This is a genomic window from Alteromonas sp. AWM4_230 (assembly GCF_056158305.1).
Map to the genome: position 1 here is coordinate 611,246 of NZ_JBSWTB010000001.1, position 14,236 is coordinate 625,481.

14 protein-coding genes are annotated in these 14,236 nt (G+C 45.0%); 4 read left to right on the forward strand and 10 right to left on the reverse strand.

Annotation, left to right across the window (positions count from 1 at the left end; all coding sequences use genetic code 11):
• Positions 1-71 precede the first annotated feature (71 nt).
• From accC to cutA, 5 genes are all read right to left on the reverse strand, one after another.
• The gene (gene accC, locus ACXACS_RS02650) at positions 72-1,415 is read right to left on the reverse strand and encodes an acetyl-CoA carboxylase biotin carboxylase subunit (protein ID WP_118491308.1); all 1,344 of its coding nucleotides are present in this window, start codon (positions 1,413-1,415) and stop codon (positions 72-74) included.
• A 14-nt stretch (positions 1,416-1,429) separates the two neighbouring features.
• Positions 1,430-1,897: an acetyl-CoA carboxylase biotin carboxyl carrier protein gene (accB, locus tag ACXACS_RS02655; RefSeq protein WP_015068439.1), complete on the reverse strand. Its 468-nt coding sequence runs from the start codon at positions 1,895-1,897 to the stop codon at positions 1,430-1,432.
• A gap of 14 nt (positions 1,898-1,911) precedes the next feature.
• Complete coding sequence (gene aroQ / locus ACXACS_RS02660; protein ID WP_474803741.1) at positions 1,912-2,352, reverse strand: type II 3-dehydroquinate dehydratase; 441 nt, start codon at positions 2,350-2,352, stop codon at positions 1,912-1,914.
• 407 nt (positions 2,353-2,759) lie between these two features.
• Positions 2,760-4,643 (reverse strand): protein-disulfide reductase DsbD, encoded by a 1,884-nt coding sequence (locus ACXACS_RS02665; RefSeq protein WP_474803744.1) that lies wholly within the window; start codon positions 4,641-4,643, stop codon positions 2,760-2,762.
• A gap of 63 nt (positions 4,644-4,706) precedes the next feature.
• Positions 4,707-5,021 carry a divalent-cation tolerance protein CutA gene (gene cutA / locus ACXACS_RS02670; RefSeq protein WP_474803747.1) on the reverse strand — a complete coding sequence of 105 codons (315 nt, stop codon included), beginning with the start codon at positions 5,019-5,021 and terminating at the stop codon, positions 4,707-4,709.
• A 213-nt stretch (positions 5,022-5,234) separates the two neighbouring features.
• Here cutA and ACXACS_RS02675 point away from each other — a divergent pair, with 213 nt between their 5' ends.
• The 3 genes from ACXACS_RS02675 (at position 5,235) to groL (ending at position 8,034) form a co-directional block, all read left to right on the forward strand.
• A complete protein-coding gene (locus tag ACXACS_RS02675) occupies positions 5,235-5,771 on the forward strand; it encodes an FxsA family protein (RefSeq protein WP_474803750.1) in 537 nt (178 codons plus the stop codon).
• A gap of 291 nt (positions 5,772-6,062) precedes the next feature.
• Positions 6,063-6,353 (forward strand): co-chaperone GroES, encoded by a 291-nt coding sequence (locus ACXACS_RS02680; protein WP_012520088.1) that lies wholly within the window; start codon positions 6,063-6,065, stop codon positions 6,351-6,353.
• Between the two features lie 40 nt (positions 6,354-6,393).
• Entirely contained in the window at positions 6,394-8,034 is a 1,641-nt protein-coding gene (gene groL / locus ACXACS_RS02685) for a chaperonin GroEL (RefSeq protein ID WP_474803754.1), read from the forward strand.
• 214 nt (positions 8,035-8,248) lie between these two features.
• Here groL and ACXACS_RS02690 read toward each other — a convergent pair whose 3' ends face one another.
• Both ACXACS_RS02690 and ACXACS_RS02695 read right to left on the reverse strand, forming a co-directional pair.
• Positions 8,249-8,767, reverse strand: a complete 519-nt coding sequence (locus ACXACS_RS02690) for a YgjV family protein (RefSeq protein ID WP_101566352.1) — start codon at positions 8,765-8,767, stop codon at positions 8,249-8,251.
• Between the two features lie 64 nt (positions 8,768-8,831).
• On the reverse strand, positions 8,832-11,024 hold the full coding sequence (locus ACXACS_RS02695) for a sulfatase (protein WP_474803758.1): 2,193 nt from the start codon (positions 11,022-11,024) through the stop codon (positions 8,832-8,834).
• Between the two features lie 93 nt (positions 11,025-11,117).
• Here ACXACS_RS02695 and ppiC point away from each other — a divergent pair, with 93 nt between their 5' ends.
• Complete coding sequence (gene ppiC / locus ACXACS_RS02700; RefSeq protein ID WP_012520075.1) at positions 11,118-11,399, forward strand: peptidylprolyl isomerase PpiC; 282 nt, start codon at positions 11,118-11,120, stop codon at positions 11,397-11,399.
• Between the two features lie 107 nt (positions 11,400-11,506).
• Here the strand turns inward: ppiC and ACXACS_RS02705 are convergent, their stop codons facing one another.
• The 3 genes from ACXACS_RS02705 to ACXACS_RS02715 all read right to left on the reverse strand — a co-directional run bounded on the left by ACXACS_RS02705 (position 11,507) and on the right by ACXACS_RS02715 (position 14,119).
• Complete coding sequence (locus ACXACS_RS02705; RefSeq protein ID WP_474803763.1) at positions 11,507-12,253, reverse strand: hypothetical protein; 747 nt, start codon at positions 12,251-12,253, stop codon at positions 11,507-11,509.
• A 176-nt stretch (positions 12,254-12,429) separates the two neighbouring features.
• Entirely contained in the window at positions 12,430-13,536 is a 1,107-nt protein-coding gene (locus tag ACXACS_RS02710; protein WP_474803766.1) for a FecR family protein, read from the reverse strand.
• Positions 13,529-14,119, reverse strand: coding sequence for a sigma-70 family RNA polymerase sigma factor (locus ACXACS_RS02715; protein WP_474803769.1), 591 nt, complete (start codon positions 14,117-14,119; stop codon positions 13,529-13,531). The genes ACXACS_RS02710 and ACXACS_RS02715 overlap by 8 nt, the downstream gene beginning before the upstream one ends.
• Positions 14,120-14,236: the final 117 nt, after the last annotated feature.

Below are 14,236 nucleotides of genomic sequence, written 5' to 3' on the forward strand. Positions count from 1 at the left end.
ATAGCGAATAGCGAATAGCGAAGGAAGAAAATTGGGCTACACGAAAGACACTGTGTAGCCCAAAGGGGGGATTAGGCTAAACCTAGCTTCTTCTCTAGGTAGTGGATGTTGGTTCCACCTGCGAAGAAGTTTTCATCGGCCATAATGGCGCGTTGAAGAGGGATATTCGTTTTAATGCCCTCAACCACAATCTCTTCAAGAGCATGGCGCATACGAGCAATCGCTTCGTCGCGGCTTTCACCATAGGTGATAAGCTTGCCAATCATTGAATCGTAGTAAGGTGGCACGTGGTAGCCTGCGTAGATATGCGACTCCCAACGAATACCCAAACCACCTGGCGCATGGAACATATCGATAGGACCAGGGCTAGGAATAAAGGTTTGTGGATCTTCTGCGTTAATTCGGCATTCAATAGCGTGGCCACGAATTTGAATTTGCGACTGATCAATTGACAGTGGCTGACCTGCGGCAATGCGAAGTTGCTCTTTAATAAGGTCAACGCCCGTGATCATTTCAGATACTGGGTGCTCTACCTGAATACGGGTATTCATTTCAATAAAATAGAACTCGCCGTTTTCATATAGGAACTCGAACGTACCTGCGCCGCGATAACCAATTTCGATACAGGCTCTACGGCAGCGATCGCCAATTTTTGCACGCATTTGCTCAGAAATACCCGGTGCAGGCGCTTCTTCAACCACTTTCTGGTGACGACGCTGCATTGAGCAGTCACGCTCACCTAGGTGAATGGCGTTGCCCTGTCCATCGGCTAATACCTGAATTTCTACGTGACGCGGGTTTTCAAGGAATTTTTCCATGTAGACCGTTGCGTTACCAAAGGCTGCGCCAGCTTCCGCTTGCGTGGTCTCAATGGCTTTTACCAGTTCACTTTCGCTGCGAACTACGCGCATACCACGACCACCACCGCCGCCAGCGGCTTTAACGATGATTGGGTAACCAATGCGCTTTGCAATCGCTTTGTTGCGCTCGGCGTCGTCGGTTAGCGGGCCGTCTGAACCAGGTACACAAGGAACGCCAGCTTTTTTCATAGCGTTAATAGCAGAAACCTTGTCACCCATCAGGTTAATAGTTTCAGCTTTAGGGCCAATGAAAATAAAGCCGCTCTTTTCTACCGCTTCAGCGAAGTCTGCGTTTTCTGCTAGGAAACCGTAACCTGGGTGAATAGCGATTGAATTTGTGACCTCTGCCGCAGCGATAATGCGCGGTATATTAAGGTAGCTTTCGGTTGCCGATGCTTTACCAATACAAATTGATTCATCAGCTAGCAACACGTGCTTCAAGTTTTTATCCGCAGTCGAGTGCACGGCTACGGTTTTGATGCCCAGTTCTTTACAGGCTCTCAAAATACGTAGGGCAATCTCACCACGGTTAGCAATAAGTACTTTATCTAGCATAGTTAAGCACTCGCTTATTCAATGATGAACATTGGCTGGTCGAATTCTACAGGGTCTTGGTTTTCAACCAAGATTGCCTTAACCACACCAGCTTTGTCTGCTTCGATCTGGTTCATCATCTTCATCGCTTCAACGATACAAAGCGTGTCGCCAACTTTTACTTGCTGACCCACTTCTGCAAATGGTTTTGCCGTTGGTGAAGATGCACGGTAGAACGTACCTACCATTGGAGACTTAACAACGTGACCGTCTGGCTGAGCTGGCTCTGCAGCAGGCGCTTCTGACGCTGTTGTTGCAGCGGCAGCTGGGGCAGGGGCCATTTGCGGTGCAGCTGGTGCTGCAAAGCTGTAGTTCATTGGCGCTTGAACACCTGTTGGACCACGGTGGATGCGTACAGACTCTTCGCCTTCAGTGATCTCTAGCTCGGCAATGCCAGATTCTTCCACTAGTTCGATGAGTTTTTTAATCTTTCTAATATCCATGTTCTGTCTCTGCTCTATTTTGGCGATTTCGGTAAATTGATTGCCGCAGTCAGCGCGAGCGAATAGCCCATGGCACCAAGGCCAACAATGACGCCAGCTGCAACATCAGAAAAATAAGAATGATGACGAAAAGGTTCACGGGCGTGAACGTTCGACAAATGCACTTCAATAAACGGAATATTGACACTTAACAATGCATCGCGAAGGGCGACACTGGTGTGCGTGAAGGCAGCAGGATTAATTATAATGGCATCAACAGTTCCCATAGCTGCGTGTACGCGGTCGATCAGTTCAAACTCAGCGTTAGACTGAAAATGCGTTAGGTTCACGTTGCTCGACGCAGCCTGCGCTTGCAAATCATCAACGATGTCTTGCAAGGTTTGCGTGCCGTATTTGTCGGGTTCTCTTTGGCCTAACATATTCAGGTTAGGGCCGTTTAATAACAAAATATTCATCTAGTTTGCTGCTATCTTCGGGAAAATGTCACTGTTGTTGCCATTTCAACAAACTTTTGTGACAGTTGCACGAAAAAAAGCCAATTTATCTGCTCGTTTATTGTGTTAACTGATGATTATAGTGATAGATAAAGATTTCGCAGCAAAATACTGGTCTAATCAGGTGTTTTCGGCGCAAAGTTTTTTGTTTTATTTGCTCGGAATGCTGGTGTTAGATCCCAGCATGCTGCGTTTTTGAGAGGCAGGCGATAGAAAGCATAAGAGCAATAGTTCACGGTTTCAGTAAGGGGGGGACCAAGAGGGGCTGCAAAATTAAGTAAATGCTTCGATACCCCGAATTACTGAAGTCGCCGTTAACGCCACGAACAATGCGCTATGGGCAACTCCACTTCTTAGTACTAATTACTTCAATTGGCGCGCTCATTCTGACTGCGGTTGGTTTTAGCGCTGTCAAGCCACTCGTTCACATGACTAGCAAAGGCCTCTGCTTTCATAAACCCAGTCACACGCGCTTTAGTTAGCTCGTCGCCGTTTTCGTCAAAAAACAAAATAGTAGGCAAGCCTAGCACAGTGAAGGTGTCAAAAATCTCCTGGCGCTCTGGCGTATTATCGGTAAGGTCCATTTGCATCCATACTGTATTGCTGAGTGCAGATACCACTTGCTCATCTGGGAATGTGTATTTTTCGAATTCCTTACAGGCAACGCACCAGTCGGCGTACAAATCTAACATCACGGTTTTACCTTGTGCGTTAGCCGCCGCTATTTTATTGCGTAGGTCTGCTAAGTCTCTGGCAACAACAAAGTCTGGGTGCCCGGCGTGAACACCTTCAGCGTGTTCGCCCCAAAGCCCGGTATTGAGCCCTGCTTGATAAGTAAGCCCAGCACTTCCCATAATTCCCATTGCAACGATAACAGCGCGTACAAGCTTCATTAGTGAGTTCTTACTTGCGCGGTTAAGTGCCCAGTAATAACCGAATAGACCAAAACCTAACAACCCCCATAGGAAGCCAGTGGCAGGGCTATTGTATAAACGCTCTATAAACACAATGGCTACCGCAAGCATCATGAAGCCAAAGGTTACTTTAACCACATTCATCCAGTTACCCGCCTTAGGTAGCAACTTACCGCCCGTCATCCCGAACAGAATAAGTGGAACGCCCATGCCTATACTAAGCAAGTAAAGGGAAATGAAGCCCAAGGCCATATCGCCAGTTTGGGCGATAAATAACAATATGCCGGTTAGCGGCGCCGTAGTGCAGGGCGATGCGATTAGACCTGACAAAACACCCATCACAAACACACCTGCAAAACTACCAGGGGTTTGGTTGTTACTCATGTGAGTGAGCTTTTCTTGATACTTTGCTGGCAGCTGAATTTCAAAACCACCAAACAGAGCAATGGCGAGCGCCACAAACAGCACAATGAATACGCCCAGCACAACTGGATGTTGCAACGCAGCCTGAAATTGCGCCCCTGCAACTGCTACCACCAAGCCAAGCAACGAGTAAGTAATCGCCATACCTTGTACATAAACGAAGGTTAGCCAGAATGAATGCGATGCGGTTTTAGGTTTGCCCTGACCAATCACAATGCCCGACACAATGGGATACATAGGGAACACGCAAGGTGTAAAGGCTAAGCCTACGCCTAGTGCAAAAAATAGAGCTAAAGTAAGAGCAAGGTTATCTTTATCGATAAGCTGTTGGGCTAGGTCAAACTGCTCGCTTTGCGAAGAGGTCGCTGCGTTATTTAATTCTGAGATAGTGTCTGTATCAGCAACTGCACTGCTTCCCACTTCATTTAAATACACGACTTTCACCGTAGGTGGGTAGCAAAGCCCTGCGTCAGCACAGCCTTGATAACGAATTTTTACTACGCCGTCACTGCTCGCTGATTCAACGGGCAAGGTAATAGATACGCCATTGTAAAACACTTCAGACTCGCCAAAAAACTCATCTTCGATCATTACGCCGGTTGGGTACACAGGCTCGCCGATTTCAGCTTCTTTCGCCACAAACTTAAACTGCTTTAGGTACAAGTAGTAGCCGTCGGCAATATCGAAGCTTACCGTAAGCACATCGTCTTCTTGGTTAAAATCGAACGCAAACGCTTGGTCTACATCTAAAAACTGTGGTTCATCCACGAACGGATCGTCAAAGGCATTGGGCACCTGAGCCAATGCGAACGTGCTTAATAACGTTATTAAACAAAACGCTGAGAGAACATAAGCGGTAAAGCGATGTAACAGCGAAGCTGATGTAGTGCCGGATGAAAAAGAAGGTAAAGTCATAAAGTTACGATTCATTATATCTATTTTGCGTTGTCGTTATTTTTATTTGGAATTACGTTTGAACTAGCGCTGTAGCGTGGTTTGCAACCACTGACCGTAAGCGCTACTAGCCTCGGCGTTAAGTTCTAGCCATTCAGGTACATCGTACGGATGTAACTCGCTTACTTTATCAAAAGCTTGTAATGCAAGCTGTGTGTTCGTTTTAATGAGTAACTGGCATTCCGTATCGATCTCTACCTTACCCTGCCATTCATAAACCGACTCTATACCTTTAATAACATTCACGCAGGCGGCAAGCTTTTCTTCAACGAGGGTGCTAGCAATTAATTGCGCGGTCTTTTCATCTGGAGTGGTACACAGTACAAGCTTTATTGTCATAAACGTATTCTACCTTGTTTGCGCCTGTTACTTTGCTAATGAGCCGATGCGTAATAGACCTGAAACTCCACACTATTCTTTCACAGCCAAAGTATATAACGGTCGTTATCGGTCGCTTTAAGTGGCTATTTAAGCGAAAGGATGGGCACCTTTTCTTGTTATTACGTACAAAGACCTTATAACAGGTTATGAATACATGAAAGAGGAAGCATTTTGCGGGTTTTATTTATACTGTTTGCCCTATTACCTATTTTAGAAATTGCGTTGCTTATTAATGTAGGCAGCGTGATTGGTGGCTGGAATACCGTTGGCTTGGTCATTCTTTCTGCCTTTATTGGTGCTTATTTTGTTAAGCGCGAAGGCGTGAGTACGCTGCAGACGGCACAAGAAAAAATGCAGCGAAATGAAGTGCCTGGAAAAGAGCTGGTTGAAGGATTAATGCTAGTGGTTGCCGGCATTTTACTTGTTACACCAGGCTTTATTACCGATATTTTCGGCTTCTTATTGGCAATGCCAGGCTCTCGTCACTTCTTTGCTGCTCAGGTCAGTAAGCATATGAAAATGCGCGTTGTTGCTCCGGGAATGGGGCCTGGTATGGGTCCGGGAGCTTCAGGTTTCGGGCAAGGTCAGTCACCGTTTGGGCAAAGCCCTTTCGACGAGCGTTCACGCTCACACAACAACGATGGTGATGTATTTGAAGGTGAGTACTCGGATCGCACCACCAACGACCCGGATAAGCGCTTAAAATAAAAAGGTCCACAGACCTTAATCTCAAGGCCCTTTCTCTCAGGTTATTAACGCTGTTTACCGAGATAAACGGCGTTTACTTGCCCAATAAAAAGAAGTATTTAGCGAAAAAACCAATTTTTTTACATTTTTTTGTTCAAAAACCCTTGAAGTTATCTGGGTACTACCCCATCTATCCGTGCAGATAAGAATTTAACTGCTCAGCAATGAGCAACCCAGGCACACAATATTCAGACAGTCTGAATATTGGTAATCACATAAACTTGAATAGTGGAATTTTCAGGAGACTTGAAAATGGCAATTCGTCCTTTACACGACCGCGTAATCCTTAAGCGCGCAGAGCAAGAAAGCAAATCTGCAGGCGGTATCGTTCTGACTGGTTCTGCAGCAGAAAAATCTACACGCGGCGAAGTAATCGCAGTAGGTAACGGTCGCATTCTTGAGAACGGCGAAGTTAAAGCGCTAGACGTTAAAGTAGGCGACACCGTTATTTTCAACGACGGTTACGGCGTTAAAACAGAAAAGCTGGATGGTGAAGAAGTACTAATCCTAAGCGAAAGCGACATTCTAGCGATTGTTGAGTAATTACAACTAACGTTAAAACGAATTTTAGAGGAATTTAATCATGGCAGCTAAAGAAGTACGTTTTGGTGATGACGCTCGCAGCAAAATGCTAAAAGGCGTAAACACACTAGCTAACGCAGTTAAAGTAACACTAGGTCCAAAAGGCCGTAATGTTGTTCTAGACAAGTCTTTCGGTGCACCTACTATCACTAAAGATGGTGTATCTGTAGCGAAAGAAATCGAGCTTGAAGACAAGTTCGAGAACATGGGCGCACAAATGGTAAAAGAAGTTGCGTCTAAAGCTAACGACGAAGCGGGTGACGGTACTACTACTGCAACCGTTCTAGCGCAAGCTATCGTAACTGAAGGTCTTAAGAGCGTTGCAGCGGGTATGAACCCAATGGACCTTAAGCGCGGTATCGACAAAGCGGTTGTTGCAGCAGTTGAAGAGCTTAAAGCCCTTTCTACTGACTGTGCAGACAGCAAGTCTATCGCACAAGTAGGTACTATCTCTGCAAACTCTGATGCAGAAGTTGGTGACATCATTGCTCAAGCAATGGAAAAAGTAGGTAAAGAAGGTGTAATCACTGTAGAAGAAGGTCAAGCACTTCAAAACGAACTAGACGTTGTTGAAGGTATGCAGTTTGACCGCGGTTACCTATCTCCATACTTCATCAACAACCAAGAAAACGGTACTGTTGAACTAGACAATCCGTTCATCCTATTGGTTGATAAGAAGATTTCTAATATCCGCGAACTACTTCCTACCCTTGAAGGCGTAGCGAAAGCTGGTAAGCCGCTTATGATTATCGCTGAAGATGTTGAAGGCGAAGCGCTTGCTACTCTAGTAGTAAACAACATGCGCGGTATCGTTAAAGTTGCAGCGGTTAAAGCACCTGGTTTTGGTGACCGTCGTAAAGCAATGCTTCAAGACATCGCTATCCTAACTGGCGGTACTGTAATCTCTGAAGAGATTGGTCTAGACCTTGAAAAAGTTCAGCTTGAAGACCTAGGTACTGCTAAGCGCGTAGTTATCAACAAAGACAACACAACAGTTGTTGACGGTAACGGCGACGAAGAAGCGATTGAAGGCCGTTGTGCTCAAATCAAAGGTCAAATTGAAGAGTCTTCGTCTGACTATGACAAAGAAAAACTTCAAGAGCGTCTAGCTAAGCTTTCTGGCGGTGTTGCAGTAATTAAGGTTGGTGCAGCAACTGAAGTTGAAATGAAAGAGAAGAAAGACCGCGTAGAAGATGCACTACACGCAACGCGTGCAGCGGTTGAAGAAGGCGTGGTACCTGGTGGTGGTGTAGCACTAGTTCGTGCAGCAGCTAAACTTGCTGACCTAACTGGCGACAACGAAGACCAAACTGTAGGTGTTAAGCTTGCACTACGTGCAATGGAAGCGCCTCTACGTCAAATCTCTATCAACTCAGGTGCAGAAGCATCAGTAGTTGTTAACGAAGTGAAGAACGGCGACGGTAACTACGGTTACAACGCAGGTAACGACACTTACGGCGACATGCTGGAGATGGGTATTCTTGACCCAACTAAAGTAACGCGCTCTGCGCTACAGTTCGCGTCTTCAATTGCTTCACTAATGATCACTACCGAAGCAATGGTAGCTGAACTACCTAAAGACGAAGCAGCGCCTGCAATGCCTGATATGGGCGGCATGGGCGGTATGGGCGGCATGATGTAATCCCCCCCCAAGCTTAACGCTTAAAAGAAAAGCGCAGCTCTAAGAGCTGCGCTTTTTTTGTTTGCGGCCTAAATATGCCTCTAATTACCTTTCCATTTATCGCAGCTAAATGAGAGGTTCCCGTATTTTTTGCAGAATGAAAGCCTCTTTGATAACAATGCTTTGGGCAATCAAGACGTGAAGATTGTGAGCATAGTCTGGCATAAATTAGCAATCATGCCTGACCGAGTGCTTTTTGCCCTCTGTACAAGCGAATAATGGTGAAGCTATTAACTGCCAGTAGCGTAGCTTCAAGCAGGGTGCCGCCAATAGAGCCGACAATAATATTGTTGGTTAGCCAACATATAGCGCCGCACAAAAACGCTAAACGCATACGTATTCCTGACAAACAAAATAAGGCATAAGTGCCTATGCATGTGCCCAAAATAGGGAATAAATCGTACCAAACTTCGGCCAAATACAGCCCGGCTGCTAGCGATATTAATATAAATAGATAGGCGACACTCCGGGAGCGGGTTTTAATTGAAATACCTGTTCTTACCACTGAAAGCAAGGCACTTAAGCATGCGGTTACGGCACCAAGTAGCGCAAAATGCAGGGCGTGATTTAAATTCATCACCACCATCATTATTCGCAGGTGCTGATCATCACGCTGATAAAAGCACAAAATGCCAAGCGCAAAACTCAACATTCCTATCGCTTGGGCTAAGTCGAATTCTGGTATTATCAACATTTTATTCGCGCTAGTGGCTTATTTAACATTCCTACAATTAAAATCTATCTCAAATTGAGCTACTTCAGCTTTTGAGTAGCGAATAAGACAAACTTCTGAGTCCTAAAGCAATTAACAGGATTGGAATCAGCATAATAATACTCCCTCCTCCTGTTCTACTCTCTTGTATTCCACCATTATTTGTAGAGCCTCCGCCCTGAGCTTCGGAAAGAGTAATCCGTAATGCACTAGAGTTTGAAGTGAGTCCATCGGAAACAGTAAAATTTATGCCTGCTTGGTTTTGAGTAAATGAGGCAGGAATATCGAGGTAATAAACAGGTCGTGCAATACTAATATTCTCGTCGATAGATAAATCATCGCTTTGAACCCTCAAGTAGAGCTTATCTTTATTAACATCATTCACAGTGTAGTTAATAGTTAATCTGCTGCCTTTTGAAGCTGTGATAGTTGTATGTAACAAACTGATCGTAGGTGCAACATTCACGGGCAAAACTTTAACGCTCAGTTGCTTTCTAACTGTCTTTTCGTGGTCTTTAGCAATGAACGCAAAGCTGATATATTGAGCAGTATCCACTTCTGGTACAGTGAAACTAAAACCATTATTCTGTGCCTCGGTTGTTACGTCTGGGCCCATGAATTGGCGATAACTGACGCTTGAGGAAGCACTTCCATTCAATAGATCCCATGATGCAAAAAGCTTGTCTCCGGCATTTGCGAGGGGGCTTGAAATCGATAAATTTAGGGATAGGTTATTCGATGTCTGTTCTTCAGGGAGTAGATATTGGTCTGCAGGTTTTCCGATGCTGTAAAAGCTAAATGTTCCTTGTTGATAGTCGGGGTTTTCGAGAGGCAGAGAGGCATTTGTGGATACTAAGTATTCAGATAAAATACTGTCTAATTCTATTAATTTATCTGGCCTCTCATTCGCTAGATTACGGGCTTCTTCTACATCACTTGCAACATTATAAAGGGCGTACCTATGTTCTTCCTTGTCACCGTAAAAAAATGTCTTTATTAGTTTCCAACCGTCGTATAAGACTGTAGCGGAAGGAGGTAACCAATCGGGAACGCGAGGCATTGTGGGATAATATGTGAATATAGGTCTGGGCGATAAGGTGTCACCACGCAATATTGGGCGAATATCTTCACCATCTACAATATGTCCTTTCGGCATTTCTGCGTTTAACCCACTCAATAAAGTAGGATAAAAGTCAGCAGATTGGATAGGTTGATTGGATAAGGTGTTTGACTGAGTGAGGCCTGGCCATATTATGAATGTAGGTACGCGACTGCCACCATCATATTGCGTCGCCTTACCGCTGCGAAGAGGAAAGTTACTTGTTGGATGAATCTCGCCCAGTACATCATACATATTCCCCCCATTATCCGATGTAAACACGATGATAGTATCATCTATAATTCCAACCTCTTCTAACGCGTCATATAAAATAGCGATAGCATCGTCAAAGTGTTTTACCATTCCTGCGTAAGTTGCACTTCGTTGGCTGTTAAAAGGGGAGCGCTTGTTAATGAAGTGGTCCACAACATCCTGTTTGGCGTTAAAGGGAGCATGTACCGAAAATGACCAGAAATTTACATAAAAAGGACCTCGACTGTGATTGTTTAAAATCCACTTTTTTGCCTCTTTAGCTAAACGGATGTCTATATGTTCCTCTTCTGTTTCGGGCGTTAAATTCGGAGCGAAAGACCAAGGTGCAAGATAACCTCCGTAAGGGCCAGAGCCGCTGAAGTGCGGAATGTCTATATCGAAACCATGTTCGAGAGGGCTATATGGCGAAGAGCCTAAATGCCATTTTCCAAAATGCGCCGTGTGATAACCCTCGTTCTTTAAAACCTTGACCAGAGTAGGAAGTGATGTGTCAAGACGAGTGGCTGTTAGGGGAACGGTTGATAATTGATTTCGGGGACCACTGCTACGTTCAGATGAAGTAAGCCTAACTGTAGGCGTCTCGATATTCGGATTTAAAATACCATGTCGAGCAGGTGTCTGGCCCGTGAGAATAGAAGCTCTAGTCGGGGAACATAATGGACTATTACTAAATGCCTGAGTAAATGTCATTCCTTTTTGTGCTAGAGCATCTATATTCGGCGTTTCGTAGAACTTATTATGTTGATAGATTGACGTGTCGTTCCAGCCCAAGTCGTCAGCGAGGATAAAAATCACATTTTTTGGCTGGTCAGCCTCCGCCGCAAATGTGAGATGCAAAAAACAAAGTAACATTACAAGCTGGCGCATACCACTCCATTGATATAATAATGTTGAAACATCCAAGATGTGTCGCATTATACGGTATACTGCAATAATTAATACTTCAATATTGGAAGAGGCATGGCAACGGCATCCGCACTTCACATTTTGGTAAAAACAGAGAAAGAAGCGCTTTCTATTTTAGAGCAGCTTAAAAAGGGTAAGGATTTTGCGACGTTAGCAAAGCGTCATTCTAAATGTCCGTCGGGCAAGCGTGGCGGCGATCTTGGTGAATTCCGTAGAGGCCAAATGGTAAAAGCCTTCGACGATGTGGTATTTAAAAAAGACGTGCTAAAAGTACACGGGCCGGTGAAGACCCGTTTCGGCTACCACCTTATTAAAACGCTCTATCGTAGTAATTAAAACCAGAGCCTTTTAAAATCAAAGCCGCTTAAAACCAAAGCCGCTATGGCGAAGAAAGCCCGCTCCATTCAACAAGCGTTTAAAGTATGTCCTAGCTAATTACCTTGTTAATTGCCGGGCTCCCACTTTTCACCGCATACTAAATTTTTGGTAAATATGGCGTACGGGCTGTTGGTGTTGTGCAGTGAACCGCGAAGTGCTGCGCCGTGATCTACCGTAATAAAAGGCGTGTCAGAGGCCTTGCCTTGTTCATCAAGCATAAAATAGTCGCTGGTGTAGCTTGTTAGCATCATACGGTTTTCATAACCCATATCGGTTAAGCGAACCCGGGTTATGGCTTTAAATTTAGCGTCGGGGTTAGAAAGGCCTACAATTTTCTTAAAAAAGTAGCCTTTATCAGACTGAAGCTGGGAAAAACCATTTAACGTGTTTATTAAGGTTTTTAAATCTATTGCTTCGCGCTGCAGCATGAAGTCGTGCTGGATGGCATTGCCATCTTTTCTAAGGCTGTCTTTCGACGGTGCTTTACCAGCAGTATAGGCCTGCTCTGCTTCCATTGAAGAAAGGTGCGCTTGCCCTTCCTCTGTATAGTGAATCAGTGCGCTCGTATTCATGTTTACGTAGTAGTCGCTGATCCCCGCAGGTACCACTTCAAATAGCATAACATCTGGGGTTACGGCGCCTCGCTCTTCGGGCGTTTGAGGGCCTTTAGCCACGCACTTGTCAGAGATGAAATAGTAATATTGGCCAGCTTCAATGGCGAAAGCTGTATTAGATAGCACCGCGCAGGTTGCCAGAAATAGTAGCCTGGAAGTGAGCTGCTTAATTGCCGTTAAAGTACTGCCTATTTGCATATCAAAGACGCCTTATTGTTTAATGCATTTATCTATCATACCAATGCATGCCGACTGGTATAAGGCGTCATTGTAAGGGGGAGTGGGTAAAAGCGCGAGTTAAGCTTTAGAACGCGCTTTACGCTTAGTTTGTAGCTCAATAATGCTAAGTAAGAACTTATGAGCCAAACCCACCGTTAACGGGGGCGAAGAACAATAGTGTCGCTAGAGTAGTCTGTAGATATCTGTAAATTGTCGGCAAGGGCGGCAATAAGCGCGTCTACATCATTGGTGTTGAATAGCCCTGCTACTTGCATGTTAGCAAGCGCAGCATCACCTAAAACGACCGTTTTATCCGTATATCGGCTTACTTCTTCAATCACGTCAATTAATGGCTCGCCGCGAAATACAATCTTGCCTTCACGCCAGCTTAAATCATTCGCGATATCTTTATCTGACACCGTCTCAACGGTGCTGTTAGGCAAAGATAAAAGCGATTTTTCACCTTGAACTAACGTCAGTGGCTGAGCCTGCGGTTTAATAATTGGATCAATAATGCTTTCGCCATTCGCTTTGTTAAGTATATAGCTGGCGACTTCTACCACGCCTTCGGTAACTACCAGTTCAAGGTCGCCGCGGTGATATTGCACATTAAAAGCAGTACCAACCGCCTGTATGGCTTTACCTGCTGCAAGTACATTGAGCGGGCGGGATTTGTCTTTCGCCACTTCGATATGAAGCTCACCTTTGACAAGCTGAATAATCCGTGAGGTTTCAGTAAAAGCGATGTTCACTTGAGAGTTGGTATTAAGCCATAGTGTACTGCCGTCCTCTAAGCTAATGCTTTTGTGCTCGCCCGGTTTGGTCGAGGCTTGTAACGAGTAGCTTGCCATTTGTGCAACAGGTTCGGTTTGATTAGACGGCGAGAATAAATTTAGCCCCTGATAACTTAACAGCCCGACCATTAAAAATGAGGCAGCAATGGCCAGTGGGCGCTTCCAAGTCACGATGCTGTTTGTTTTGTGTTTGACGCTAGGCTCAGGTGTATGAGGTACGATATCAGCCAGTTCTTTTAGCACCGACATCTTGTCCCATAAAACGACCATCTCAAGGAAAGTGTCTCGATGCAATGGCGTCTTAAGCCAGTTTTTTAGCGCTTGCGCTTCGTCGTCATCAAGCCCTTCGTCTAACTTAACAAGCCATTCGCTAGCGGCATCTAGTATACGTTCGTCACTGTTAAATTGAACGACGTTGCTTTGAGTGACTGGCTTGTCAATTTTTGTTTCGTCTGTTGAACTATTCATGGGCGTCTCTCTTTACATCCGCCGTACTGTGTTGCCCACCACTTTGATAAGCGTTCGGCCGTGTGTACGACGTCGTTTGTCGTCGCATAAACAAGGTGCATCTTTTTATTCCTTCAGCAATATGCTTTTCCACGGTTTTTTCGCTTATCTCTAATTCTTGGGCAATCTCTTTAAGAGAGTAGCCATATACTTTCTTCAATACAAATGCGCGCCTGCATTGCTTGGGAAGGGCGCGCACTGCGTCACAAAACAACTTAAACTCTTGCTGGGTGGCGTTGTTGTGAAACGTTTCATCTTCAACACCGCTAATTGCGCTTTCCAGTGCTGCCGCAACCTCTACGCTGTCGTCTACCATCCGCGTATCAGCACGCTTTAAATGATCGTAAGCCAAGTTTTTTGCGGTTTTAAACAAAAACGACTTGGGCTCTTTAATATGCTCGGTAGATTTAGCCTGACACAAGCGAACGTACGTATCTTGCAGTATGTCATCTACTTCTTTAGGCGGCACAAGGCGCGATAGCATTTTGGCCATCGAGCCGCGCGCCGACATATAGGCATTATGTATGGCTGTTTCTATGGGCATATTGTTATTTTTTATCGTTGTTACTTACTAAGACGACAGCCAGGCTATTTTCCCCCAGTATTTTCAACATTATCGCTCAAAAATTAAATTTGTTAATGGGTTGTATATAATGCGGCG

Coding starts and splice junctions, on each gene's coding strand:
- accB (WP_015068439.1), bottom strand. CDS start 1,897: ATGGATATTAGAAAGATTAAAAAACTCATCGAACTAGTGGAAGAATCT.
- ACXACS_RS02690 (WP_101566352.1), bottom strand. CDS start 8,767: ATGTTGATAATACCAGAATTCGACTTAGCCCAAGCGATAGGAATGTTG.
- ACXACS_RS02665 (WP_474803744.1), bottom strand. CDS start 4,643: ATGACTTTACCTTCTTTTTCATCCGGCACTACATCAGCTTCGCTGTTA.
- aroQ (WP_474803741.1), bottom strand. CDS start 2,352: ATGAATATTTTGTTATTAAACGGCCCTAACCTGAATATGTTAGGCCAA.
- ACXACS_RS02705 (WP_474803763.1), bottom strand. CDS start 12,253: ATGCAAATAGGCAGTACTTTAACGGCAATTAAGCAGCTCACTTCCAGG.
- ACXACS_RS02710 (WP_474803766.1), bottom strand. CDS start 13,536: ATGAATAGTTCAACAGACGAAACAAAAATTGACAAGCCAGTCACTCAA.
- ACXACS_RS02680 (WP_012520088.1), top strand. CDS start 6,063: ATGGCAATTCGTCCTTTACACGACCGCGTAATCCTTAAGCGCGCAGAG.
- ACXACS_RS02715 (WP_474803769.1), bottom strand. CDS start 14,119: ATGCCCATAGAAACAGCCATACATAATGCCTATATGTCGGCGCGCGGC.
- ACXACS_RS02695 (WP_474803758.1), bottom strand. CDS start 11,024: ATGCGCCAGCTTGTAATGTTACTTTGTTTTTTGCATCTCACATTTGCG.
- accC (WP_118491308.1), bottom strand. CDS start 1,415: ATGCTAGATAAAGTACTTATTGCTAACCGTGGTGAGATTGCCCTACGT.
- ppiC (WP_012520075.1), top strand. CDS start 11,118: ATGGCAACGGCATCCGCACTTCACATTTTGGTAAAAACAGAGAAAGAA.
- groL (WP_474803754.1), top strand. CDS start 6,394: ATGGCAGCTAAAGAAGTACGTTTTGGTGATGACGCTCGCAGCAAAATG.
- cutA (WP_474803747.1), bottom strand. CDS start 5,021: ATGACAATAAAGCTTGTACTGTGTACCACTCCAGATGAAAAGACCGCG.